The 23505-nt window shown below is 71.4% G+C and carries 21 protein-coding genes; 13 read left to right on the plus strand and 8 right to left on the minus strand.

Annotated elements, in window-relative coordinates; translation table 11 throughout:
- The first annotated feature begins 253 nt into the window (after positions 1-253).
- Complete coding sequence (locus tag ACFXGI_RS28220) at positions 254-2254, plus strand: SpoIIE family protein phosphatase (RefSeq protein WP_384712558.1); 2001 nt, start codon at positions 254-256, stop codon at positions 2252-2254.
- Between the two features lie 84 nt (positions 2255-2338).
- On the opposite strand, the gene ACFXGI_RS28225 is transcribed toward ACFXGI_RS28220, so the two are convergent.
- Positions 2339-4576, minus strand: coding sequence for a transglycosylase domain-containing protein (locus tag ACFXGI_RS28225; RefSeq protein ID WP_384712324.1), 2238 nt, complete (start codon positions 4574-4576; stop codon positions 2339-2341).
- Positions 4577-4809: 233 nt separating this feature from the next.
- Here ACFXGI_RS28225 and ACFXGI_RS28230 point away from each other — a divergent pair, with 233 nt between their 5' ends.
- The 5 genes from ACFXGI_RS28230 (at position 4810) to ACFXGI_RS28250 (ending at position 9730) form a co-directional block, all read left to right on the plus strand.
- A complete protein-coding gene (locus ACFXGI_RS28230; protein WP_384712326.1) occupies positions 4810-5718 on the plus strand; it encodes an SPFH domain-containing protein in 909 nt (302 codons plus the stop codon).
- The gene (locus tag ACFXGI_RS28235) at positions 5715-5990 is read left to right on the plus strand and encodes a hypothetical protein (protein WP_384712329.1); all 276 of its coding nucleotides are present in this window, start codon (positions 5715-5717) and stop codon (positions 5988-5990) included. The genes ACFXGI_RS28230 and ACFXGI_RS28235 overlap by 4 nt, the downstream gene beginning before the upstream one ends.
- A 169-nt stretch (positions 5991-6159) precedes the next feature.
- Positions 6160-6684: a PadR family transcriptional regulator gene (locus tag ACFXGI_RS28240; RefSeq protein WP_384712332.1), complete on the plus strand. Its 525-nt coding sequence runs from the start codon at positions 6160-6162 to the stop codon at positions 6682-6684.
- Positions 6681-7376, plus strand: a complete 696-nt coding sequence (locus ACFXGI_RS28245; protein ID WP_384712335.1) for an ABC transporter ATP-binding protein — start codon at positions 6681-6683, stop codon at positions 7374-7376. The genes ACFXGI_RS28240 and ACFXGI_RS28245 overlap by 4 nt, the downstream gene beginning before the upstream one ends.
- A complete protein-coding gene (locus tag ACFXGI_RS28250; protein ID WP_384712338.1) occupies positions 7373-9730 on the plus strand; it encodes an FtsX-like permease family protein in 2358 nt (785 codons plus the stop codon). The genes ACFXGI_RS28245 and ACFXGI_RS28250 overlap by 4 nt, the downstream gene beginning before the upstream one ends.
- A 36-nt stretch (positions 9731-9766) precedes the next feature.
- On the opposite strand, the gene ACFXGI_RS28255 is transcribed toward ACFXGI_RS28250, so the two are convergent.
- Positions 9767-10714: a hydrogen peroxide-inducible genes activator gene (locus tag ACFXGI_RS28255; protein ID WP_384712341.1), complete on the minus strand. Its 948-nt coding sequence runs from the start codon at positions 10712-10714 to the stop codon at positions 9767-9769.
- Positions 10715-10859: 145 nt separating this feature from the next.
- Here ACFXGI_RS28255 and ACFXGI_RS28260 point away from each other — a divergent pair, with 145 nt between their 5' ends.
- The 3 genes from ACFXGI_RS28260 (at position 10860) to ACFXGI_RS28270 (ending at position 12844) form a co-directional block, all read left to right on the plus strand.
- On the plus strand, positions 10860-11558 hold the full coding sequence (locus tag ACFXGI_RS28260) for a hypothetical protein (protein ID WP_384712344.1): 699 nt from the start codon (positions 10860-10862) through the stop codon (positions 11556-11558).
- 188 nt (positions 11559-11746) lie between these two features.
- A complete protein-coding gene (locus tag ACFXGI_RS28265) occupies positions 11747-12301 on the plus strand; it encodes a peroxiredoxin (protein ID WP_351770076.1) in 555 nt (184 codons plus the stop codon).
- Positions 12302-12304: 3 nt separating this feature from the next.
- Positions 12305-12844, plus strand: coding sequence for an alkyl hydroperoxide reductase (locus tag ACFXGI_RS28270; protein WP_030867387.1), 540 nt, complete (start codon positions 12305-12307; stop codon positions 12842-12844).
- 73 nt (positions 12845-12917) lie between these two features.
- On the opposite strand, the gene ACFXGI_RS28275 is transcribed toward ACFXGI_RS28270, so the two are convergent.
- From ACFXGI_RS28275 to ACFXGI_RS28295, 5 genes are all read right to left on the minus strand, one after another.
- A complete protein-coding gene (locus tag ACFXGI_RS28275; RefSeq protein WP_384712348.1) occupies positions 12918-13607 on the minus strand; it encodes a hypothetical protein in 690 nt (229 codons plus the stop codon).
- On the minus strand, positions 13591-15015 hold the full coding sequence (locus ACFXGI_RS28280) for an AI-2E family transporter (protein WP_384712351.1): 1425 nt from the start codon (positions 15013-15015) through the stop codon (positions 13591-13593). The genes ACFXGI_RS28275 and ACFXGI_RS28280 overlap by 17 nt, the downstream gene beginning before the upstream one ends.
- Positions 15016-15122: 107 nt before the next feature.
- Positions 15123-15839, minus strand: coding sequence for a transglycosylase SLT domain-containing protein (locus ACFXGI_RS28285; RefSeq protein ID WP_229345119.1), 717 nt, complete (start codon positions 15837-15839; stop codon positions 15123-15125).
- Between the two features lie 436 nt (positions 15840-16275).
- Positions 16276-17592, minus strand: coding sequence for a PhoH family protein (locus ACFXGI_RS28290; protein ID WP_384712354.1), 1317 nt, complete (start codon positions 17590-17592; stop codon positions 16276-16278).
- Between the two features lie 319 nt (positions 17593-17911).
- A complete protein-coding gene (locus tag ACFXGI_RS28295) occupies positions 17912-18673 on the minus strand; it encodes an isoprenyl transferase (RefSeq protein WP_030159549.1) in 762 nt (253 codons plus the stop codon).
- Between the two features lie 129 nt (positions 18674-18802).
- On the opposite strand from ACFXGI_RS28295, the gene mgrA reads away from it, so the two are divergent.
- Positions 18803-19840, plus strand: a complete 1038-nt coding sequence (gene mgrA / locus ACFXGI_RS28300) for an L-glyceraldehyde 3-phosphate reductase (RefSeq protein ID WP_030867369.1) — start codon at positions 18803-18805, stop codon at positions 19838-19840.
- Between the two features lie 132 nt (positions 19841-19972).
- Here mgrA and ACFXGI_RS28305 read toward each other — a convergent pair whose 3' ends face one another.
- Positions 19973-20713 (minus strand): prepilin peptidase, encoded by a 741-nt coding sequence (locus ACFXGI_RS28305; RefSeq protein WP_384712358.1) that lies wholly within the window; start codon positions 20711-20713, stop codon positions 19973-19975.
- 70 nt (positions 20714-20783) lie between these two features.
- On the opposite strand from ACFXGI_RS28305, the gene ACFXGI_RS28310 reads away from it, so the two are divergent.
- The 3 genes from ACFXGI_RS28310 (at position 20784) to ACFXGI_RS28320 (ending at position 23418) form a co-directional block, all read left to right on the plus strand.
- Positions 20784-21158 (plus strand): DUF192 domain-containing protein, encoded by a 375-nt coding sequence (locus ACFXGI_RS28310; protein ID WP_384712361.1) that lies wholly within the window; start codon positions 20784-20786, stop codon positions 21156-21158.
- A gap of 59 nt (positions 21159-21217) precedes the next feature.
- Positions 21218-21835, plus strand: a complete 618-nt coding sequence (locus ACFXGI_RS28315) for an SMI1/KNR4 family protein (protein ID WP_384712364.1) — start codon at positions 21218-21220, stop codon at positions 21833-21835.
- Between the two features lie 296 nt (positions 21836-22131).
- Complete coding sequence (locus ACFXGI_RS28320; RefSeq protein WP_384712367.1) at positions 22132-23418, plus strand: ABC transporter substrate-binding protein; 1287 nt, start codon at positions 22132-22134, stop codon at positions 23416-23418.
- Positions 23419-23505 lie beyond the last annotated feature (87 nt).

The raw sequence follows: 23505 nt of genomic DNA on the forward strand, positions 1-23505 counted from the left end.
GGGCACCGCGGCATCGGGCGCGGCCGGCCGCCGCGGCCGTGACGCCGAGGCGGCCCGCAGCGCCGTACGCGACGCCGCGGCGGCGGGCGGATCGGGAAGCGCATCGGGAAGCGCATCGGCAGGCGGACCGGCGGGCGGTTCCCGGCGGCGCGACGGGGAGGCGGCACGGAACGCCGCCCACGGCGAGGACGCGGCCGACCTCGCCGTCGGCCGGCCCCACGAGGCCCGCGGCGGAGCCCCGGACCGCCCGGCGGTGACACCGGACGCCTCCCGCCCCCGCGAGAGCGGAGCCGGCGGCGAGCAGGGCGCCGAGGGCGGCGCGGGCACGGCCGTCGGCGGGGCGTACGAGGGCCAGGGCGGCGCGGACCCGGACCCGGCCGCGGGCGCGGCGCACGGCCAGGGCGTCGCCGCGCCGGACGGTGCGGTCGGCGCCGGGACGCAGGGGCCCGACGGGGTGGCCCGGCGGGAAGGGGACCGGCTGCGGTTCGTCGGGGCGGCGACCCGGCGCATCGCCCGCGGCATCGACCTCGACGAGATCGTCCTCGGCCTGTGCCGGGCCACCGTGCCCACCTTCTCGGACGCCATCCTCGTCTACCTGCGCGATCCTCTCCCCGTGGGCGACGAACGTCCCGTCGGCCCGGTCGTTTTAAGGCTGCGCCGCACCGACCGGCTCCGGCCGATCGACGATCTGACGGGAGCGGGAGCAGGAACCGGAACAGGGGCAGGGACGGGGACGGGAACCGAGGGCGCCGGGGCGGCGGGGGCCGCCGGCGAGCTCGACTTCAGCCAGCTGCCGCTGGTCGGCCCGCAGGGTGACCTGCCCGCGGCCGAGCTCTGCGAGATCCGCCCCGGCGGCGCCCTCGCCGAGGTGCTGCGCGGCGTACGGCCCGTCTTCGGGTCCGCCGCCGGGGCCAAGGACGCGCTGCCGGAGCTGCTCGGCTCGGAGCACCCGATACCGCGCGGCCAGCGGGCCATCCTCGCGCCGCTGCGCGGGCGCCGCCGCGTCATCGGCTCGGCGGTGTTCCTGCGCAGCCCCGAGCGGCCCGCGTTCGAGCAGAACGACCTCCTGGTCGCCGCGCAGCTGGCCACGCACACCGCGCTCGGCATCGACAAGGCGGTCCTGTACGGCCGCGAGGCGTACATCGCCGACGAGTTGCAGCGCACCATGCTGCCCGACAGCCTTCCGCAGCCCACCGGGGTCCGGCTGGCCTCCCGCTACCTGCCCGCCGCCGAGACGGCCCGGGTCGGTGGCGACTGGTACGACGCGATACCGCTGCCCGGCAGCCGGGTCGCGCTCGTCGTCGGCGACGTCATGGGCCACTCCATGACCTCCGCCGCGATCATGGGCCAGCTCCGCACCACCGCCCAGACCCTGGCGCAGCTGGACCTGCCGCCCGCCGAGGTCCTGCACCACCTGGACGAACAGGCGCAGCGCCTCGGCTCCGACCGGATGGCCACCTGCCTGTACGCGGTCTACGACCCCGTCTCGCACCGGATCACCATCGCCAACGCCGGCCACCCGCCGCCCGTGCTCCTGCACCTGGGCGGCCGGGCCGAGGTGCTCCGCGTACCCCCCGGCGCCCCCATCGGCGTCGGCGGCGTGGACTTCGAGGCCGTGGAGCTGGACGCGCCCGCGGGGGCCACCCTGCTGCTGTACACCGACGGGCTGGTCGAATCCCGGCTGCGCGACGTGTGGACCGGCATCGAGCAGCTCCGCGAGCGCCTGGCCACCACCGCGCAGCTGACGGGGCTGGACCACCCGCCGCCGCTGGAGGCGCTCTGCGACGACGTCCTCGACATGCTCGGCCCGGGCGACCGGGACGATGACATCGCGCTGCTCGCGGCCCGCTTCGACGGGATCGCGCCCAGCGACGTCGCGTACTGGTTCCTGGACCCGGAGGAGACCGCTCCGGGCCGCGCCCGCCGGTTCGCCCGCCGCGCGCTGACCCGGTGGGGCCTGGAGGAGCTCCAGGACTCGCTGGAGCTGCTGGTCAGCGAGGTGGTCACGAATGCCGTGCGGTACGCCGAACGGCCCGTGACCCTGCGCCTGCTGCGGACGGACGTACTGCGCTGCGAGGTCGGCGACGACTCCCCGCAGCTGCCGCGCCAGCGCCGGGCCCGGGACACCGACGAGGGCGGCCGCGGGCTGTTCCTGGTCAACCGGATGGCCCGCCGCTGGGGCGCCACCCGGCTGAGCAGCGGAAAGGTGGTCTGGTTCGAACTCCCGCTGCCGGGAACGCCCGACCGCCGCTGACCACGTCGAAACACCGCCGCCCCGCAGCGTGGATGCTGCGGGGCGGCGGTGCGTCCGGGCCCGTACGGGCGCCGCGGGCGGGCGCTACGGGATCGTGATCGGCGGGCTCTTGGTCGGGTCCGCGGTCTTGGTCGGGTCCACGGTCTTCGACGGCGAGACGGGCGCCGACGGCGTGCCCTTGGTCGGGTCCGCGCTCTTGGTCGGGTCCACGGTCTTCGACGGCGAGACGGGCGCCGACGGCGTGCCGGCGGACGAGGAGCTCGACGAGGACGGGGAGCTGCTGCGGCTCGGCGCCTGGGTGGCGCCCATGTTCGCCTCGGAGAGGTCGAACTCGCCGGTGTCCACGCCCTTGAGCGCGGCCAGCGTGTACGCCTTCCAGATCTCGGCCGGGAAGCTGGAACCACCCGCTCGGCCACCGCCCGCGGTACCGGTCAGGGTGACCTGCTTGGCCGTTCCGGGCTCCTCGCCGAACATCGCGACGACGGTGACGAGTTCCGGCGTGTACGCGGTGAACCAGGCGGCCACGTTGGACTCGGTGGTGCCGGTCTTGCCGGCGGCTTCGTACGCGGAGCTCTTCACGGCCTTGCCGGAACCGTCCTGGACGACGCCGGTGAGCACCTTGGTGACCGTGTCGGCGGTCTCGCGGGTGAGGGCCTGGCCGCCCACGGACTCGACGGTCTTGAAGGCGCGGTCGGCGTGCTTGGCGCCCTTGATGATCGCCGGGGTGATCTTCTTGCCGTGGTTGTCGAAGGTGGCGTAGACGCCGGCCATCTCCAGGGTGTTGGCGCTCATCGTGCCGAGCGACATGGCGGGCTTGTCGGCCGGCCAGCCGTCGCGGTCCTTCATGCCGAGCGTCAGCGCCGTCTTCTTCACCGCCGGCGGGCCCACGTCCACGATCATCTGGGCGTACACCGAGTTCACCGAGGAGTTGGTGGCCGCCTGGACGGTGAGGAGCGGGTCGCCGTAGTTCGCGTTGTCCTGGTTCTGCGGGGCGAACGGGGTGTCGCCGCCGACGACCGGGCGCTTGCTGGTGCCGTCGTAGAGGGCGTTCGGGGTGATCGGCTTCTTGTCGTGCGTCGTGGACTTGTTCTCCAGCGCGGAGGCGAGCACGACCGGTTTGAAGGTCGAGCCGGGCTGGAAGTCCTGGCGCAGCGCGTTGCTCGCCCAGTGGTCGGAGAGCCCGGTGCCGCCGTACATCGCGACGATCGCACCGGTCTTCGGGTCCACGGAGGTGGCGCCGGCCTGCACGCTCGCGTCGACGGGCCGGTCCTTGCGGTCGAGCTTGGACTCCAGCTCGTCCTGGACGGCCTTCTCCAGCGCGGCCTGCTTCTTCGGGTCGATGTTGAGGGTGATCTCCCAGCCGCCGGCCTGCAGTTCCTGGGTGTTCATGCCGGTCTGGCGCCGCAGTTCCGCGTCCGCGGCCTGCTTCAGGTAGCCCTTCTGGCCCTCCATGCCGGGGGCGGCCTTGGGCTTGATCGGCATCGGAAGCTGGAGCTGCTTGCGCTTCTCCGGGTCGAGCGCCTTCATCTCGACCATGTTGTCGAGCACGCCGTTGAAGCGGATCTTGACCAGCCGCGTGCCGTTCGGGCCCGCGGTCGCCAGGTCGTAGTCGCTGGGCGCCTGGAGGACGGCCGCGAGGTACGCGCCCTGCTCCAGGGTCAGCTTGTCGACGTCGACGCCGTAGTAGGCCTGGGCGGCGGCCTGGATGCCGTACGCGCCGCGCCCGAAGTAGCTGGTGTTCAGGTAGCCCGCGAGGATGTCCGGCTTCTCCATGCGCTGGTCGACCTTGAGGGAGATCACCAGCTCCTTGAGCTTGCGGGTCGCGGTCTGGTCCTGGTTCAGGTAGAAGTTCTTGACGTACTGCTGGGTGATCGTCGATCCGCCGGCCTTGCCCTTGCCGGTGACCGTGTTGAACAGGCCGCGGCCGATGCCGAGGAAGTCGACGCCCTGGTCCTGGTAGAAGGACTTGTTCTCGATCGCGATGAAGCCGGTCTGCACGTCCTTGGGGACCCGGCCGAGCGGCACGATCTCACGGTTCATCTTGCCGTCGCGCACCATGACCGAGCCGTCCGCGTACTTGTAGACGTTGCTCTGCTTGATGGCGTCGGCGTTCGGGTCCGGCTCGTCCACGTAGAAGTAGAGGGCGACGAGTGCGCCCATGCCGAGCAGGACGATCCCGAAGAAGGCCCCCAGGATCTTCTTCCATGTGAAGAAGCGACGTATGCCGGTCCGCTTGCCGGCACGCCCCTTCCCGGTGGCGCTCCCGCGCGGCGCCCGTCGCGCACTGCGCTGCTGCGCCTTACGCGCTTCTGCTCGGCCCATCGCTCCCGCTCCGCTCGATTTCCCCCCCGACGTCAGCTCAGAAAGCTAACACCGCAGGTTGTGACAAAGGTTGATCAACCTTGGCCAATACCGGTCAATTCGGACGTGAGAATCAGCACCCACGTCAAGGGAACCGACGCGCGGCGAGCCCGTAGGGTTGCGGCAGCCGTAAAAAGTGATATCACTTTGCTAAGTGGCCCGATCGGCCGCGACCAAGCAAATGGGGGCAGATCATGACGAATGCAGAGACCATCGGTGGCGACGTACGGGAGTTCACGGCCCGCAGCGTGGGCGGTGGACTGGCCTTGCTGCTGGGGCTATTGGGGGTGGTGGCCGGTGCCGGACTGGTCGCCCTGGGCGCGACCGCCGAGGCCTCGGCGGCGCACGTGTCCCTGATCGTGCTCGGCGTCCTCCTCATGGCCGCCTCGGCCTTCGCGATGGGCGGGCTGAACATGGTGGCTCCGGGCGAGGCCCGCGTCGTCCAGCTGTTCGGCCGGTACCGGGGGACGGTCCGCACGGACGGCCTGCGCTGGGTCAACCCGCTGACCTCGCGGGAGAAGATCTCCACCCGGGTCCGCAACCACGAGACGGCCGTCCTGAAGGTCAACGACGCCTACGGCAACCCGATCGAGCTGGCGGCCGTCGTGGTGTGGCGGGTGGAGGACACGGCGCGGGCGACGTTCGAGGTGGAGGACTTCACGCAGTTCGTCGAGACCCAGACCGAGGCGGCGGTCCGGCACATCGCGATCGAGTACCCGTACGACGCGCACGACGAGGGCGGGCTCTCGCTGCGCGGCAACGCCGAGGAGATCACCGAGAAGCTGGCGCTCGAACTGCACGCGCGGGTGGAGGCGGCCGGCGTCCGGATCATCGAGTCCCGCTTCACGCATCTCGCGTACGCTCCGGAGATCGCCTCCGCGATGCTGCAGCGCCAGCAGGCGGGAGCGGTCGTGGCGGCCCGCAAGCAGATCGTGGAAGGGGCGGTGGGCATGGTCGAACTGGCCCTGACCCGACTGGCGGAGCAGGACATCGTGGACCTGGACCCGGAGCGCAAGGCCGCCATGGTGTCGAACCTGATGGTGGTCCTGTGCGGCGACCGGGCCGCCCAGCCGGTCCTCAACACGGGCACGCTCTACCAGTGAGCCCCGCCGGCGAGCCGCGGGAGCCCGGAACGGGCGAGGGCCGGGAACGGCCGCCCGCACGGGCGGGGCGGCAGGCGCGCAAGCAGGTGCTGCTGCGGCTCGACCCGCAGGTGTACGACGCCCTCGCCCGCTGGGCCGGCGAGGAGCTGCGCAGCGCCAACGCGCAGATCGAGTTCCTGCTGCGGCGGGCCCTGTCCGAGGCCGGCCGCCTCCCGGGCGGCGCCGCCCCGATCCCGCCGCGCGGCCGCCCCCGCGTCCCGCCCGAGGCCTGAGGCCTGATGCCCGAGGCGCCAGGCCTCGGGCCCCGGGCCCCCCGCCTGACGCCCCACACGTGAGCGGATCAGGACGAAGTCCCGAAGAGCCGCCGGTACGGCAGGCCGAAAGCCCTCTCTACACCCCGGGTATACACCGAGCGTATACACCGGATGTATAGTCCTCGGCATGTCCATCGGTCACACGCTCCTCGGCCTCCTCGAGGCCGGTCCACGCCACGGTTACGACCTCAAGCGCGCCTTCGACGAGAAGTTCGGCCACGACCGGCCGCTCGCCTACGGCCAGGTCTACTCGACCATGTCCCGCCTCCTGAAGAACGGCCTCGTCGAGGTCGAGGGGATAGAGAGCGGCGGCGGTCCCGACCGCAAGCGGTACGCCATCACCGACGCCGGCATCACCGACGTCGACGGCTGGCTCGCCCAGCCCGAGAAGCCCGAGCCGTACCTCCAGTCGACCCTCTACACCAAGGTCGTCCTCGCCCTGCTCACCGGCCGCAGCGCCGCCGACCTGCTGGACACCCAGCGGGCCGAGCACCTGCGGCTCATGCGCATCCTGACCCAGCGCAAGCGCAAGGGCGACCTCGCCGACCAGCTCGTCTGCGACCACGCCCTGTTCCACCTCGAAGCGGATCTGCGCTGGCTGGAACTGACCGCCGCCCGCCTCGACCAGCTCGGCCGGGAGGTGCGCCGATGAGCACGATGCCCCCGGCCGGCAGCCTGCTCTCCGCCACCGGCCTGCACAAGACGTACGGGTCCACCGCCGCGCTCGACGGCGCGGACTTCTCCATCCACCCCGGCGAGGTCGTCGCCGTCATGGGCCCCTCCGGATCCGGCAAGTCGACGCTCCTGCACTGCCTCGCCGGGATCGTCCCGCCCGACTCGGGCACCATCACGTACGCCGGCCGCGAGCTGTCCGCCATGAACGACGCCGAGCGCAGCGCGCTGCGCCGCGGCGAGTTCGGCTTCGTGTTCCAGTTCGGCCAGCTCGTCCCCGAGCTGACCTGCGTCGAGAACGTCGCGCTGCCCCTGCGCCTGACCGGCGTGAAGCGCAGGCAGGCCGAGCGCACCGCCCTGGAGTGGATGGCCCGCCTGGAGGTCGCCGAGATCGGCCGCAAGCGCCCCGGCGAGGTCTCGGGCGGCCAGGGCCAGCGCGTCGCCGTCGCCCGCGCCCTCGTCACCGGCCCGCGGGTCCTCTTCGCGGACGAGCCCACCGGCGCCCTCGACTCCCTCAACGGCGAGCTCGTCATGCAGCTGCTGACCGAGGCCACCCGCTCCGCGAACGCCGCCGTCGTCCTCGTCACGCACGAGACCCGCGTGGCCGCGTACTCCGACCGCGAGATCGTCGTACGCGACGGCAGGTCCCGCGACATGGAGCGCGCCGTATGAGCCGGGGCACGCTCCGGGTCTGGGCCCGCGACCTCGGCCTCGGCGCCCGCTTCGCCTTCGGCGGTGGCCGCGAGGGCTGGACGCGCACCCTCCTCACGGGCCTGGGCGTCGGCCTCGGCACCGCGCTGCTGCTGATCACCAGCGCGGTGCCGAGCGCCCTGTCCGCCCGCGACGACCGCGGCGCGGCCCGTCTGGTGGACTCGGCCCGCGAGAGCGGCCGGCCGGGTCCCGACACCGTCCTGACCGCCGGCGCGGACCAGTCGTACCGCTCGTACGGGATCGACGGCCTGCTCGTACAGCCCGAGGGCGCCTCGGCCCCGCTGCCGCCCGGTCTGAAGCAGTACCCCGGTCCCGGCGAGCTGGCCGTCTCCCCCGCCCTCGACGAGCTGATGAAGACCTCCGAGGGCAAGCTCCTGCGCGAGCGCCTCGACGGGCGCGTCGTCTCGGTCATCGGCGAAGCGGGCCTGGTCGGCCCCGGCGACCTCTACTTCTACGAGGGCACCGACCGGCTCGCGCAGTACGCCGCCGACGCCGGCACCAGCGCGTACGTCCACCGGGTCACCGGCTTCGGCGAGGAGCGTGAGAAGCGGCCGCTGGACCCCGTCCTCGCACTCCTCGTGGTGCTGGTCTTCGTCGCCCTGCTCATGCCGATCGCCGTGTTCATCGCGGCCGCCGTCCGCTTCGGCGGCGACCGCCGCGACCGCCGGCTCGCCGCACTGCGCCTGGTCGGCGCCGACGCCCGGATGGTCCGCCGGATCGCGGCGGGCGAGGCCTTCGCCGGATCCCTGATCGGCCTGGTCGCCGGTACCGTCCTCTTCCTCCTCGCCCGGCAGCTCGCCCCCGCCCTCACCCTGTACCAGCGCAGCGTCTTCCCCGCCGACCTGAACCCGGCCCCCTGGCTGGCCGCCCTCGTCGCCGTCGCGGTGCCCGGCGCGGCCGTCGCCGTGACCCTGTTCGCCCTGCGCGGCGTGGTCATCGAACCGCTCGGCGTGGTCCGTACGGCCACCCCGCGCCGGCGCCGGATCTGGTGGCGCCTGCTGCTCCCGCTGGCCGGCGTGGGCCTGCTCGTCCCGATGACGGGCCGCGGCAACGACGGCGGCCGGTTCAACCAGTACCAGGTCTCCGCCGGTGTGGTCCTGCTGCTGATCGGCGTCACCATCCTGCTGCCCTGGGTGCTGGAACGCTCCGTCGGCCGGCTCGGCGGAGCCGGACCGGTGTCCTGGCAACTGGCCGTCCGGCGGCTCCAGATCGCCAGCGGCACCGGCGCCCGCCTGGTCAACGGCATCGCGGTCGCGGTCGCCGGGGCCATCGCCCTGCAGATGCTCTTCGCCGCCACCTCGGCCTCGTACACCGAGAAGACGGGCCAGGACCCGGCGCGGGCCTCGGTCTCGATCCTGAACCGCGGCAGCGACCCCGCGCGGGTCGACGCCCTCGCGGGGAGGATCGCCGCCGCCCAGGGCGTCACCGACGTCCTTCCGCTGCGCTCCGTCTCGGCCTCGCCGACCCCGAACGCCGAGGGCCTGACGGTCGAGCTCACCATCGGAGGCTGCTCCGCCCTCGCCGAGCTGGGCGCCCTGCCCTCCTGCAAGGACGGCGACGTCTTCGTGCTCCCCGCCTCCGCCGACCGCGACCGGTACGACAGCGTCGCCGCCCACGCCGGTGAGAAGCTGTTCGCCGGGAACGTCCACGGCAACGACGGCCCGGCGGCCGTCCCGTGGAACGTGCCCGCCGACGCGCCGACGGTGACCCCCCGCAAGGACCCGAACGGCAGCCTGCGCAGCGGTCTGCTCGTTACCCCGGCGGCCGCCCCCGAGGGGCTCGGCGACTTCCAGTCCTCGCAGGTCTACGTCAAGCTCGACCCGAAGGACCCGGACGCGATCGAGCGGGTGCGGACGGCGTCGTACAAGGCCGACCCGCTGGCCGTGCCCATGACCCTGCAGTCGACCGCCACCGACGACCGCTTCGCCTCCATCCGCACCGGCCTGTTCGCCGGGGCCACCTGCGTGCTGATCCTGATCGGCGCCAGCCTGCTGGTCTCGCAGCTGGAGCAGCTGCGGGACCGCAAGAAGCTGCTGGCCGCGCTGGTCGCCTTCGGTACGAAGCGCTCCACGCTCAGCCTGTCGGTGCTGTGGCAGACCGCCATCCCCATCGGCCTGGGCCTGGCACTCGCCACCGTGGTGGGGCTCACCCTCGGCACCGTGCTGATGCGGATGGCCGCCGTCCCGGTGCGCGTCGACTGGAGCTCGGTCGCCTCGATGATCGGCGTCGGCGCGGGGGTGGCCGTCGCGGTGACCCTGCTCAGCCTGCCGCCGCTGCTGCGGCTGATGCGCCCGGACGGACTGCGTACGGAGTAGCGGGCACATCCGTACGCCCGCCCCCGGAGGCCCGCCCTATTCGGCCGGCCACACCGGGAGCGGGCGTACGGCTTCGCGCAGGGCGCCCGCGATGGCCCGGAACTCCTCCTGGCGGGCCGTGCCCGTCCGCATGGCCAGTGCGATCCGCCGCGAGGGCGCGGGCTCGGCGAAGTACCCGGTGGCCAGTTGCTCGTTGCGGGCGGTCTCCAGCCTCAGCGCGGTGCGCGGCAGCAGCGTCACGCCCAGCCCCCCGGCGACCAGCTGTACGAGGGTGGACAGCCCGGCCGCGGTCGTGGTGACGGCCGCGCCGTCGGGGCGGCCCGCCTCGCGGCAGATGTCCAGGGCCTGGTCGCGCAGGCAGTGCCCCTCGTCGAGCAGCAAAAGCTGCAGGCCGCGCAGTTCCTCGCGCGGGATGTCCCGGCGCCCGGCGAGCGGGTGCTCCCGCGGCGCGAGGAGGACGAAGTCCTCGTCGAAGACGGGGAGTTCGGTGACACCGGGGAAGCCGAGCGGCACCGCGAGCAGCAGCAGGTCGAGCCGCCCGCCGGCCAGCCCCTCCAGCAGGGAGGAGGTCTGCTCCTCGTGCACCTGGAGGTCCATCCGCGGGTAGCGACGGTGGAACAGTCCGAGCACGGTCGGCAGCAGGTACGGGGCCACCGTGGGGATCACCCCGAGCCGCAGGATCCCGGTGAAGGGGGCCCGTACGGCCTCGGCCTCCTCCAGCAGCCCGCCCATGGCGTCGAGCACCACCCGGGCCCGGGCCGCGATCCGCTCGCCCGCCGGGGAGAGCAGCACCTTGCGGGTGGTGCGCTCCAGCAGCTGGACCCCGAGGGCCTCCTCCAGCGCGGAGACGGCACCCGAGAGCGCCGGCTGGCTCATCCCGATCGCCGCGGCGGCGTCCCGGAAGTGCAGGTGTTCGGCGACGGCGGCGAACGCGCGCAGCTGCGCGAGCGTCGCCTGCTTCGCTCCCCTGTTCCCGACGGCCACTGACAGGTACCTCCGATCACCCGCCACCAGACTAGCTCCGGCCGATCCCCCCGGAACCCCCGCGCGCTGCGGGCCGGCCTGCGGCGCGTGAGAGTGGAGGTAGGGCGAGAAGGGCCACACCACGGCCTTCGCCCGGGAGGCAATCATGATGAACAGGCTCGTCCGGATCGCCGTCCTGGCCCCACTGGCGGCCTCACCTCTGGTCCTGGGCCCGACCGTGCCGGCCCACTCCGCGGCGGCGGCGCCCGCGGCCGGCACCTGCAACGTCGTGCAGGGCTACGCCCCACCACCGAACAACTGGTCGGTCAACGGCTCCGGATTCACCGGGGACACCGTCGCGGTCAAGGGCGACAACGGCTACAGCAACGCTTCCTCCAAGGTCACCAATGGCAGCATCCGGGAGGGCAGCGTGCCCCAGGGGCACTACACGGTCGGGGGCGTCACGTGCGCGGGCGGGAAGGACCCCGTCGGCGCCGGTACGGGCACGGGCACGGACACGGGCGCCGACGCGAAGGCCCAGTACGACAAGGGCTACCAGAAGGGGTTCCAGACGATCAGGGGGAGCTGCAGCGCCAAGCCGCCGCAGACCCTGGGCGAGGTCGACCCCAGCTGGCAGAAGGGCTACGACAACGGCGCCGCACTGGCTGCCAAGACGTTCTGCGGTGGCAACACGGACGGGCAGACGGGCACCTCCGAGCACGACAAGGGCTACAAGCTCGGTTACGACAAGACCAAGGTCACCTGCCAGACCACTCCGCCGCAGACGGCCGTCCAGCCCGACCCCGAATGGCTCGCCGGCTACAACGAGGGCGCCGCGAAGGCCGCGTCGGAGTTCTGCAAGTAGCTGTCGCGGAACTGATCACTCTCCGTCCCTCTCTGTCCACATGGACGCATTGATAGGGAAGCCTGATCACCACGACCACCCTTTGCGATTTCCGCGATCAATGCACCCTGTGCCAGCATGTGAGACACGTCCAACCCCTCAGGGAAAGCCCCAAAAGGGACTATTTTCCCATCTCGCAAGGAGAGCACGTGCTCACTGTCGGTGACAAGTTCCCCACCTACGATCTGACCGCCTGCGTCTCGCTCGAAGCCGGCAGCGAGTTCGCCCAGATCGACCACAAGACCTACGAGGGCAAGTGGCGCGTGGTGTTCTTCTGGCCGAAGGACTTCACCTTCGTCTGCCCGACCGAGATCGCCGCCTTCGGCAAGCTGAACGAGGAGTTCCAGGACCGCGACACCCAGGTCCTCGGCGTCTCCGGCGACTCCGAGTTCGTCCACCACGCCTGGCGCAAGGACCACGCCGACCTGCGTGACCTGCCCTTCCCGATGCTGGCCGACTCCAAGCACGAGCTCATGCAGGCCTGTGGCGTGCAGGGCGAGGACGGCTTCGCGCAGCGCGCCGTGTTCATCGTCGACCAGAACAACGAGATCCAGTTCACGATGGTGACCGCCGGTTCCGTCGGCCGTAACCCCAAGGAGGTCCTGCGGGTCCTCGACGCCCTGCAGACCGACGAGCTGTGCCCCTGCAACTGGAACAAGGGCGAGGGCACCCTGGACGCCGGCGCGCTGCTGGCCGGTGAGTGACGGATGTCCCTCGACTCCCTCAAGTCCGCCATACCGGACTTCGCCAAGGACCTGAAGCTGAACCTCGGCTCGGTCATCGGCAACCAGGACACCCTCTCGCAGCAGCAGCTGTGGGGCACCGTCCTGTCCTGCGCGATCGCCGCCCGCTCCCCGCGCGTCCTGCGTGAGCTGGAGCCGGAGGCGAAGGCGGCACTGTCGCCGGAGGCGTACACCGCCGCCAAGTCCGCGGCCGCGGTCATGGCGATGAACAACGTCTTCTACCGCACCCGCCACCTGCTCTCCGACCCGGAGTACGGCACGCTGCGCGCCGGCCTGCGGATGAACGTCATCGGCAACCCGGGCGTGGAGAAGGTCGACTTCGAGCTGTGGTCGCTCGCCGTCTCCGCGATCAACGGCTGCGGCCAGTGCCTGGACTCGCACGAGCAGGTCCTGCGCAAGGCCGGCGTCGACCGCGAGACGGTCCAGGAGGCCTTCAAGATCGCCTCGGTGATCCAGGCCGTCGCGGTCACCCTCGACGCCGAGGCCGCCCTCGCCGCCGAGTAGCACCCCTTCGTGCGGATGGCCGTACGGACTCCAGGGCCCCCGCAGCCGATCCCGGCCGCGGGGGCCCTGTCGTTCACTTGCGCAGGCTCGCGATCAGGGCGCGCATGTCCTCGACCATCGCCGCCTTGATCGCGTCCGTGTCCGGCTCGGAGCCCGGGCCCGGCCCGAACCACTGGACGTGGAGCGTGAAGACCGCACCGCCGTCGAGCACCTGGAGCCAGTGCCGGCCGCCTCCGGCCGCCGAGTGGAACTCCGCCCGGCCGGGGAGCCCGGACACCTGCTCCGCCGGACCGTCGACGCCCGCGAACAGGTCCCGTCCGGTCCCGGCTCCCGTGCCGAACTCGGCCTGCGGATCCGTCTTCTTGTGCAGCTCGACCAGCGCCTGCACCTGGAAGTAGACGGCCTCCTTCTCGGTGTACTCCCCGTGGTAGGTGCAGTACGACCAGTCCAGCGCGGGATGTTCTCCGTGCCCCGGAAGGCCTCTGCCCGGCTTCACCGCGGTCTTGGCGAGCGCGGCCATGTCCCGGCCCTCGCAGAGGTCCTCGACGTGCCGGTACGCGATCCGCGGCCCGTCGGCGCCGAAACGATCCTGCGCCACCAGGACGCCCGCCCAGACGGCCGAGGCCAGCACGGCCCCGCCGAGCGCCCACAACCAGCCCCTGCGGGGCCCCCGTACGCGCTCGCGCGGGGACTCGGGCTCCTCGGCAGCCGTCGGCGGCCGGTGGGTGTCCCACTCCCCCTCGAGCTCAGGCTCGCTGATCACTTCCGGCCTCCCGGGCGGCCTGCTCGAACGCGGTCGAGCCGTGCGGACCCGGGCCGATGGCGGCGGCGCCGTGCAGGAGCTGGTCCCGGGAGTAGGCCCTCAGGTAGACGACCACCGTGTTGGTGACGGCGACCAGCGGGACCGCGACCACCGCTCCGCCGATGCCCGCGACCATGCCGCCCGCGGCCACCGACAGCACCACCGCGAGCGGGTGCACCCGTACCGCCCGGCCCAGGATGAAGGGCTGCAGCACGTGCCCCTCGATCTGCTGCACGGCCAGTACGACGGCCAGCACCATCAGCGCGGTCCACGGCCCCTGGGTCACCAGGGCGACCACCACCGCGAGGGCGCCGGAGACCACCGCGCCGACGAGCGGGATGAACGCGAACAGGAAGATGAAGACGGCCAGCGGCACCGCCATCGGCACCTTGAGGAAGTAGATGCCGAGGCCGATGAAGATGGCGTCGATCAGCGCGACGAGCACCGTGCCGCGCACGTACGCGGTCAGCGTGCGCCAGGCGCGCGGACCGGCGCCCGCGACGCCGGGGCGGGCGGCGGCCGGGACCAGGCCCTGCACCCACGTCCAGATCCGCTTGCCGTCGTAGAGCAGGAACAGCGTCGAGAACATCGCGAGCAGGATGCCCGTGAGCACCTCGACGAGGACCGTCACGCCCTGGAGGCCGGCGGAGGTGATCTGCTCGGTGTTGGTGCCGATGGTCTCGCTGAGGTTCTTCGCGATGTCGTTGATCTGCTTCTCGGTCACGTGGAACGGACTGTCCAGTGCCCAGAGTTTGAGCTCGTTGATGCCGTCGCGGACCCGGGCGGAGAGGTCGTCGAGGTTCTCCATGACCTGCCAGACCACGAACCAGCCGACCAGCCCGATGACCACGAACCCGAGGATCGCGGTGACGGCGGTGGCGAGCCCGCGCGGCAGGCCGAGGCGGCGCAGCCGGACCACGAAGGGCTGGAGCAGGGCGGTGACGAGGAGGGCGGCGGCGAAGGCGAGGACGACCAGGCGGACTTCGCTGATCACCTTCATGACGACCCAGAGCATCCCCGCGAGCAGCAGGAGCCGCCAGCTGACCTCGGCGGCGACCCGCATGCCCCACGGGACGACGCTCACCGGGTCGGGGCGGCCGTGCAGGGCGGGCGGGTGCGGGGCGTGGGCGGGGTGCCCGGCCGGCGTCTCGGGTGCCGCAGCGGCAGCCGGGGCCGCCGGGGTCGCCGCGCCGGCGCCCGCGCCCGCGCTCGTACCCACGCCGGAACGGGCAGTGCCGGAAGCGCCGGCCGGGACCGCTGCCGCGCCGATGCTCTCCGCCTCGACCTCGGCACGCCGCGCCTGCAGCCGCGCCTCCACGCGGCTCAGCCTGTTCCCGAGCCGGCCGAGCCAGCCTGCCCTCTTCGCCATGTCTTTCCCTTCCCCCGCCCGTGGACACACCTCGAAAGACCGTACACGCGAGAAGCCCCGCACCGTAGGACGGTGCGGGGCTCTTCGAGGTTGAGCGGAGGCGGGCTCTAGTACCAGCCGTTGGCCTGGTGGAAGCTCCAGGCCGCGCACGGGCTGTGGTACCGCTCGTTCATGTAGTTGAGGCCCCACTGGATCTGGGTGGCCGGGTTGGTCCGCCAGTCGTCGGCGACCGAGGACATCTTCGAACCCGGGAGCGCCTGGACCAGACCGTACGCGCCCGAGGACGAGTTCACGGCCTTGTAGTTCCAGGTGGACTCCTCGTTGATGATGTTCGAGAAGCACTGGAACTGACCGGCCGGGACGATCTGCCGGGCGATGTCCTTGACCTGGGCGACCGTGTAGGAGCTCTGGACGGCGAAGTCTCCGGCGCTGCGGGCCGCGGAGCGGGAGGCGATCTGCTCCTTCTCCTCGCGGTCCTTCTTCGCCTTCTCGTCGGCTGCCTTCTGCGCCTCGGCCTTCTTGGACTTGGCGTCCTCGGCGGCCTGGATGCGAGCGGCTTCCTCGGCGACACGCTTGGCATCGGTGTCGGCGCCCTGGGCGATGGCGTCGGCCTGCTGCGTCAGGGACGCGTTCTGGACCTGCGCCTGCTCGCCGACCGGGATGTCGGCGAGGAGGGTCGCCCCGGACGCGGTGGTCTCGAGATCGTTCGAGGCGGGGTCGCCAGTGGCAACGCCTACGACTGCGCCAACGGTGGTGACTGCGGTGGCCGAAGCCACTGCGAATCCCCGGACCGAGATCCGGCTCACACGGTGTCCTTCCAGCAGCGTCCGCAGTGACCGGGCGGGCGCAATAGTGCCCCTCGACACTGGCCTCCGTGGTGCTGTGATCACTGGAAGCGCGGGCCCGTGGGCAACTCCCTTGCGGGGGCTGCCGCGTGATGACTCGGGCGGCATACGGCGAACGACTCTGGAGTTGTGGTGCTGCGCGCACCTCCCGTCGTAGTAACGGGAGATACCGGGGTCCCCCCAGACGAAGTCGTGGGGGAGTGTGCCGTATGCGGGGCCTGACGGAAAACAGACTCTGCCGGACCCCGACACCGCAAGGCAATTATCCATTGCGTGTGAAAGGTCACACCTGGCATGTTGCCGTTGGTTTCCCCAAAAGGCTGTGCAGCACGACGCCGCCCGGCTAGGCTCTCGGACCTTTGCCGGGCGGCGCCAACTCACTTTCCCGCTATGGGGGGTTTGCCCCTCATAGCACCTACAGCGATTCGAGCATCTCGGTCACCAGCGCGGCGATCGGCGAGCGCTCGGAGCGGTTGAGCGTGACGTGCGCGAAGAGCGGATGCCCCTTCAGCTTCTCAACGACGGCGACCACTCCGTCGTACCGGCCGACCCGCAGATTGTCCCGCTGGGCGACATCGTGGGTCAGAACGACCCGCGAATTCGCACCGATCCGGGACAGAACGGTCAGCAGGACATTGCGCTCCAATGACTGCGCCTCGTCCACGATCACGAAGGCGTCGTGCAGCGAGCGCCCGCGGATGTGCGTGAGCGGCAGGACCTCCAGCATCCCCCGGTTCAGCACCTCCTCGATGACCTCGCGCCCGGCCACCGCCGAGAGGGTGTCGAAGACCGCCTGCGCCCAGGGGCTCATCTTTTCGGACGCGTCCCCGGGCAGGTAGCCGAGATCCTGGCCGCCCACCGCGTACAGCGGCCGGAAGACCATCACCTTCTGGTGCTGCCTGCGCTCCAGCACCGCCTCCAGGCCCGCGCACAGCGCCAGCGCCGACTTTCCGGTGCCGGCCCGGCCGCCCATGGAGATGATGCCGATCTCCGGGTCGAGCAGGAGGTCCAGGGCGATGCGCTGCTCGGCGCTGCGGCCGTGCAGTCCGAAGGCCTCGCGGTCGCCCCGCACGAGCCTCACGTTGCCGTCCGGCGTGACCCGGCCCAGGGCCTTGCCGCGCTCGGACTGGAGGACCAGCCCGGTGTGGACGGGCAGCTCGGCGGCCTCCGGTACGTACAGCCGCTCCTCGGAGTAGAGCAGGTCGACCTGCTCCCCGGACAGCGCGAGCTCGCTCATGCCGGTCCAGCCGGCATCGGTGATCGCGAGCTCCGCCCGGTACTCCTCGGCGAGCAGCCCCACGGAGGAGGCCTTGATGCGCAGCGGGAGATCCTTCGAGACGACCGTGACGTCGTAGCCCTCGGCCTGGAGATTGCGGGCGACCGCGAGGATCCGCGAGTCGTTGTCCCCCAGTCGGAAGCCGGCCGGCAGGACACCGGGGTCGGAGTGGTTGAGCTCGACACGGAGGGTGCCGCCGAGATCGCCCAACGGGATGGGGGCGTCGAGGCGACCGTAGCGAACCCGGAAGTCGTCGAGCAGGCGCAGGGCCTGACGGGCGAAGTAGCCGAGTTCGGGATGGTGCCTCTTTGCCTCCAGCTCGGTGATCACCACGATCGGGAGCACGACCTCGTGCTCGTCGAAGCGCGTGATCGCGTTGGGGTCTGCCAGCAGGACGCTGGTGTCGAGGACATAGGTCCGCCTGTCGGGCAGGCGGCGCTTTGTGCTGGTCACCACGGAAGGACGTACCCCCTCGGAAGAGGTCGGGCCATGAAGACCGGACCGGTCATCGGCACCCCTGCGGGGCCGATTTCCGGCCCTCCCACTCCGTCCGTGCGAACCGCACGTGCGTCCTGGTGCAAAGGGCCTCCCGGGCGGACGACCCCATGTCGCCCGCTGAGACTCGACACCCGTGGATCGGGCATCGACCTGAAAGGGATATTCCCCGATCAGGCCCGGCCATGCCATGGCATATGACGGACGCTCGGTGAATCCCTGGTGAAGGCCTCGCAGGGGGGACGGCCGGGGCCGAGGGGGGCGTCAGTCCGCCCGGGCGTCAGGCTCCGTAGCGCCGGTGGCGGGCGGCGTAATCGCGCAGGGCCCGGAGGAAGTCGACCTTGCGGAAGGCCGGCCAGAACACCTCGCAGAAGTAGTACTCGGAATGCGCGCTCTGCCACAGCATGAATCCGGACAGCCGCTGCTCGCCGCTGGTGCGGATCACCAGGTCCGGGTCGGGCTGGCCGCGCGTGTAGAGGTGCTCGGCGATGTGGTCGATGTCGAGGATCTCGGCGAGCTCCTCGAAGGAGGTGCCCTTCTCCGCGTGCTCCAGCAGCAGCGAGCGGACCGCGTCGGCGATCTCCTGGCGGCCGCCGTAGCCGACGGCGACGTTGACCAGTATCCCGTCCACGTCGTGGGTGGCCTGCTCGGCCTCCTTGAGCACGGACTGGGTCTGCGCGGGCAGGATGTCGAGGTTGCCCACGTGGTGGACGCGCCAGCGTCCGTCCGCGGCGAGGCCCCGGACGGTGTTCTCGATGATGTTGAGCAGCGGGCGGAGCTCGACCTCCGGACGGTCCAGGTTGTCCGTGGACAGCATCCACAGGGTGACGACCTCGACGTCCGTCTCGGTGCACCAGCCCAGCATCTCGGAGATCTTGTCGGCCCCCGCCTGGTGGCCCTGCTCCGTCGTGCCTCCGGACGCCTTCGCCCAGCGCCTGTTCCCGTCCAGGATCACGCCGATGTGCTTGGGCGACGCGTCATGGTCGAGGCGGCCTTCCACCCGGCGTGCGTAGAGCCTGTACACCAGGTCGCGCAGCTTCACGATCTTCCAGCCCCTCCGTGCAATGCCCCCGTGCGAAATGCGGTCCTTCCCCCGAGGCCGCCACATTACTGCGCGGTGGGATCGGGTACCCAACTCGGTCTGTCACAAGTCCGTGATAGGGAGGACAACGTGACTGATAACAATCCCTATCGGGCAGAGCCCTCGCGCTACGACTCCATGGAGTACCGGCGCACCGGCCACAGCGGCCTCAAGCTCCCCGCCATCTCCCTCGGCCTCTGGCACAACTTCGGCGACGACAAGTCCCTGGAGTCCCAGCGGGCGATCCTCCGCCGGGCCTTCGACCTCGGGGTCACCCACTTCGACCTGGCGAACAACTACGGCCCGCCCCCCGGCTCGGCCGAGCTCAACTTCGGGAAGATCTTCGCGCAGGACTTCGCCTCCTACCGCGACCAGCTGATCCTCTCCACCAAGGCCGGCTACTTCATGCACGAGGGGCCGTACGGCGAGTGGGGCAGCCGCAAGTACCTGCTCAGCTCGCTCGACGCCTCGCTGAAGCGGATGGGCGTGGACTACGTCGACATCTTCTACTCGCACCGCTTCGACCCGGAGACCCCGCTGGAGGAGACCATGGGCGCGCTCGCGTCCGCGGTGCAGCAGGGCAAGGCGCTGTACGTGGGCGTGTCCTCGTACACGGCCGAGCAGACGGCCGAGGCGGCGCGGATCCTGCGCGAGATGGGCATCCGCCCCCTCATCCACCAGCCCTCGTACTCCATGATCAACCGCTGGACGGAGGAGGACGGGCTGCTGGACACCCTGGAGGAGGCCGGCATGGGCTGCATCTCCTTCGCGCCGCTCGCGCAGGGGCTGCTGACCGGCAAGTACCTGAAGGGCATCCCGGAGGACTCCCGGGCGGCCGCGGGCAAGTCCCTGAACCCGGACCTGCTGTCGCAGGACGTGGTCCGCCGCCTCGCCGGCCTGAACGAGATCGCGGCGCGCCGCGGGCAGTCGCTGGCGCAGCTGGCGCTGAACTGGGTGCTCCGGGACGAGCGGATGACCTCGGCCCTGATCGGCGCTTCGAGCGTGTCCCAGCTGGAGCAGAACGTGGCCGCACTGGGCGGCGCGCCGCTGTCGGAGGAGGAGCTGAAGGAGATCGACTCCTTCGCGGTGTCCACCCCCGGCACCAACATCTGGGCCCAGCGCGGCTGACCTGCGCTTTTGGGCGTGGAGTGGTGGAAACAAAAAACGGGCCGGTCCGTGGGGGGGATACGGACCGGCCCGAGGGGGGGGGTTCCACCATAACCCTTCGTAAAGCCTGATGCGTGCATTGGCGCAAGATGATTACGCTCCGAAACCGGCCAGCAGCACTGCGGTGAGGGATCCGGCGGTCATGAAGGGGCCGAACGGGAAGGCCGTCCGGCGTCCTCCGGGGCCCCGCAGCACTAGGGCGAGGCCGTACAGGGCGCCGTAGAGGAAGCCCAGGAAGGCCCCGAGGGCCCATACCCCCCAGCCGTACCACCCAAGAGTGACCCCGAGCGCGAGCGCCAGCTTGACGTCGCCGAAGCCCAGGCCGGCGGGGTTGAGGAGGTGGAGCAGGAGGTACGCCCCCGCGAGCGCGCCCCCGCCGGTCAGCGCCCCCGTCCAGGACCCCCCGGCGCCGGGAACGAGGGCCGCACCGCCGAGCCCGAGGGCGAGACCGGCCGCGAGGGGCAGGGTCAGCACGTCGGGCAGCCGCTGCACGGCGAGATCCACGATCCCGAGCAGGAGCAGTACGGGAGCCACGGCGACGAGCACCACGGCCTCGGGCCGCCCGCCGACGGTTCCCCCCAGCACCCCGCACACCGCACCGGCGGCGCCGGCGGTCCACACGGGGCCGGCTCCGTACCGATGGCGGGCGGAACCGGGCCCGCCGGCCCGGCAGCGGGGCAGGCCCAGCCAGCCGGGGATGGGGTGGCCCTCGGGGCAGCGGTCGCGCCATGCGGCGTCCGGTTCGACGGACAGGCGGTACGCCGCCCGCGGCAGCAACAGCCCCCCGGCGAGGCCGTAGGCGACCGCGGCGGCGGTGATCACGAGCAGGACCATCCGCCGACCGTAGGCGCGGACACCGGCACCCGCATGGGCCCGGGGGCCCAACCACCCCTACCCTGCCGCCATGACCACCAGCAACGGCCTTCTCCGGTTCGGACCGGACCTGCCGGCGGTGCCCGTGGAGATCGCGGCCTCCTACCGCGCCCGCACCCGCGGGCTCCTGGGCCGCGACGGCATCCCCGGCGCCGCCCTGCTCCTGACCCCCGCCGGGAGCGTGCACACGTTCCGGATGCGGTTCGCGATCGACGTGGCGTACCTCGACCGCCGCCTGCGCGTCATCGCCCTGACCACGATGGCGCCGAACCGCCTCGGCCTCCCCCGGCTCCGCTCCCGGCACGTCCTGGAGGCCGAGGCCGGCGCCATGGCCGCGTGGGGCCTGCGGGTCGGCTCCGTGCTGTCCGTCGAGGGCGGCGGCCCGCCCCGTCTCGGCCTTCGCTAGGCGCGGCGCGGGGACGGCGGTAGGTTGGGGCGGTTGAGCTGGGGTCTCAGGGGAGCGGCATGACGGAGAACGCGCGGATCAAGGCGCTGGAGCAGATCATGCCGGCGACGCACGGCGCCGACGAGGACATCGACTGGCCGGCTGCCGAAGCCACCTGGCGCACCCGGTTCCCGGCGGATTTCATCGCCTTCATGGGCCGCTTCGGCGCGGGCTCCATCAACGGCGAGGCCAGCATCCTCCTGCCCCTCCCCAAGCCCGGCCTCCAGTGGGACCCGGCCGAGATGGCCGAGGAAACCGCCAACGCCCGCCAGCTCTGGGAGGCGGAGGGCGGCCGGGCCGCCTTCGGCGTCGACCCCGAGTCGATCATCGCGTGGGGCGTGACCGGCGGCTCCGACGTCCTCTGCTGGCTCACCACCGACCCCGATCCGGACCGCTGGCCGGTCCTGGTGGTCGGCCGGCACACCGCCGACACCTTCGCCGTGTACCCATACGGCATGGCGGAGTTCCTGTTCCGGCTCTGCTCCGACGAGTTCGACGTGAGCCCGGTCAGCATCACCTTCTGGGACGGCGGGCACCTCAGCTTCGTGCACTGGCGCAAGGCCCAGCGCCGCTGGCAGGAGGGCCGCAACCCCGAGACGGGCGAGCCCGATCCGTACGCCGGCGAGTTCGCCGACTGAAGACCTGCCGCTCCGGCGCCCTGACCTGATCCGCACCCCCGACCCGTTCCGCGGCCCCAATGGGCCGGAATCGGGCCATTCGGCATGTCTACGCGCGTCCGATTTGTTGATCACATATCGGAAAACACCAGCAGGAAAAGCCGCACTTGGAGCATTGACCACAAGTTCCGACCCAATGGAATCAATCGCCCTCGCACAGGAGAGAATTCCGGCCAGCGGGCCACGGACGGACACCCCGGCCCGGAGCGACTCATAAGCAGTAACGGGACTCAAAAGAAATTCAGGGGAATACACCCGTGCAACGAAGAATTTTCGGCCCGAGTGCGACCGCGGTGGTACTCGGTCTGCTGATCCCACTGTCCGGATGCGGCGATTCAGGTAACAGTGCAGGTGACAGCGGCACGCTTCGCCTCGTCGCCGCGGAATACGGGGACAACCAGGCCACCAGTTCCAAGGCCTTCTGGGACAAGGTGACGGAGGATTTCACCAAGGCCAACCCCGGCATCAGGGTAGAGGTCCAGCTCATGCCCTGGGCCGACATCGACCGCGAGGTCTCCCGTATGGTCAAGTCCGGCAATGCGCCGGACATGGCCCTCATGGGCTCGTACTCCGACTTCGCGGCGCAGGACAAGCTCTATTCCGCCGACGAACTCCTCTCGGTCACCGCCGAGGCGAACTTCCTCCAGCCGCTGGCCGAGGCCGGCTCCGTCGGCAACACCCTCTACGGCCTGCCCTGGGTGGCGAGCAGCCGGCTCCTCTTCTACAACCAGGGCCTCTTCAAGCAGGCCGGCGTCGGCGAGCCGAAGACCTGGTCCGACCTGAAGTCCGCCGCCAAGGCGCTCAAGGACAAGGGCGTGAAGTACCCCTACGCCCTCCCCCTGGGACCGGAGGAGGCGCACGCGGAGGCGATGATCTGGGAGCTCAGCAACGGTGGCGGCTACGCCGACAGCAGCGGCAACTACAACCTGGCCTCCGACCAGAACATCTCGACCTTCCGCTGGCTCAAGGACAACCTGGTCGGCCCCGGCCTGACCGGGCCCGTCCCGCCGTCCCGGCTCAACCGCGCCGACGCCTTCGCCGCCTTCACCCGCGGCGAGGTCGGCATGCTGAACGGCTACCCGCAGCTCCTGCACGAGGCGCGCGCCAAGGGCATCGACGTCCGCACCGCGCCCATGCCGGTCGCGGACGGTCTCGGCGCCGGGGAAAGCCCCCCGGCCGTGGGCGTCGCCGACTGGATGATGGCGTTCAAGCAGCACGGCAGGCGCGTGGAGATCGGCAGGTTCCTGGACTTCGTCTACCAGGACAAGAACCTGTCGGACTTCGCGAACCGCTACCACCTGCTGCCGTCGACCGTCTCGGCCTCCCGCAACCCGTCGGGCGCCGGCCTCGACAGCAACGACCAGTTCTTCCTGACCGCCCTGCGCGGTGCGCAGTTGTACCCGGTGAACGACCCGTCGTGGGTGACGGTCAGCGACACCATCAAGCGCAACATCGGCCGCGCCGTGGAGCCGAACGGCGACGCGAAGGCCGTGCTCGAGGAGATCGCGGCCAAGGCGAACGAGGAAACCAGGAAGAAGCACTGACCGAAGAAGCGCTGCCCGAAGCGGTACTTGACCGCTGAAACTGCCGAACATCCCGTCCGACACGGGACTTCAGACCCTGTCGCACCC

The organism is Streptomyces sp. NPDC059355, assembly GCF_042752335.1.
In the GTDB taxonomy this organism is placed as follows: Bacteria; Actinomycetota; Actinomycetes; order Streptomycetales; family Streptomycetaceae; genus Streptomyces.

Bases quoted from the DNA above. Each gene is read 5' to 3' on its own strand.
- ACFXGI_RS28225 (WP_384712324.1), bottom strand. From the start codon at position 4,576: ATGGGCCGAGCAGAAGCGCGTAAGGCGCAGCAGCGCAGTGCGCGACGG.
- ACFXGI_RS28230 (WP_384712326.1), top strand. From the start codon at position 4,810: ATGACGAATGCAGAGACCATCGGTGGCGACGTACGGGAGTTCACGGCC.
- ACFXGI_RS28240 (WP_384712332.1), top strand. From the start codon at position 6,160: ATGTCCATCGGTCACACGCTCCTCGGCCTCCTCGAGGCCGGTCCACGC.
- ACFXGI_RS28245 (WP_384712335.1), top strand. From the start codon at position 6,681: ATGAGCACGATGCCCCCGGCCGGCAGCCTGCTCTCCGCCACCGGCCTG.
- ACFXGI_RS28250 (WP_384712338.1), top strand. From the start codon at position 7,373: ATGAGCCGGGGCACGCTCCGGGTCTGGGCCCGCGACCTCGGCCTCGGC.
- ACFXGI_RS28260 (WP_384712344.1), top strand. From the start codon at position 10,860: ATGATGAACAGGCTCGTCCGGATCGCCGTCCTGGCCCCACTGGCGGCC.
- ACFXGI_RS28270 (WP_030867387.1), top strand. From the start codon at position 12,305: ATGTCCCTCGACTCCCTCAAGTCCGCCATACCGGACTTCGCCAAGGAC.
- ACFXGI_RS28280 (WP_384712351.1), bottom strand. From the start codon at position 15,015: ATGGCGAAGAGGGCAGGCTGGCTCGGCCGGCTCGGGAACAGGCTGAGC.
- ACFXGI_RS28305 (WP_384712358.1), bottom strand. From the start codon at position 20,713: ATGGTCCTGCTCGTGATCACCGCCGCCGCGGTCGCCTACGGCCTCGCC.
- ACFXGI_RS28310 (WP_384712361.1), top strand. From the start codon at position 20,784: ATGACCACCAGCAACGGCCTTCTCCGGTTCGGACCGGACCTGCCGGCG.
- ACFXGI_RS28315 (WP_384712364.1), top strand. From the start codon at position 21,218: ATGACGGAGAACGCGCGGATCAAGGCGCTGGAGCAGATCATGCCGGCG.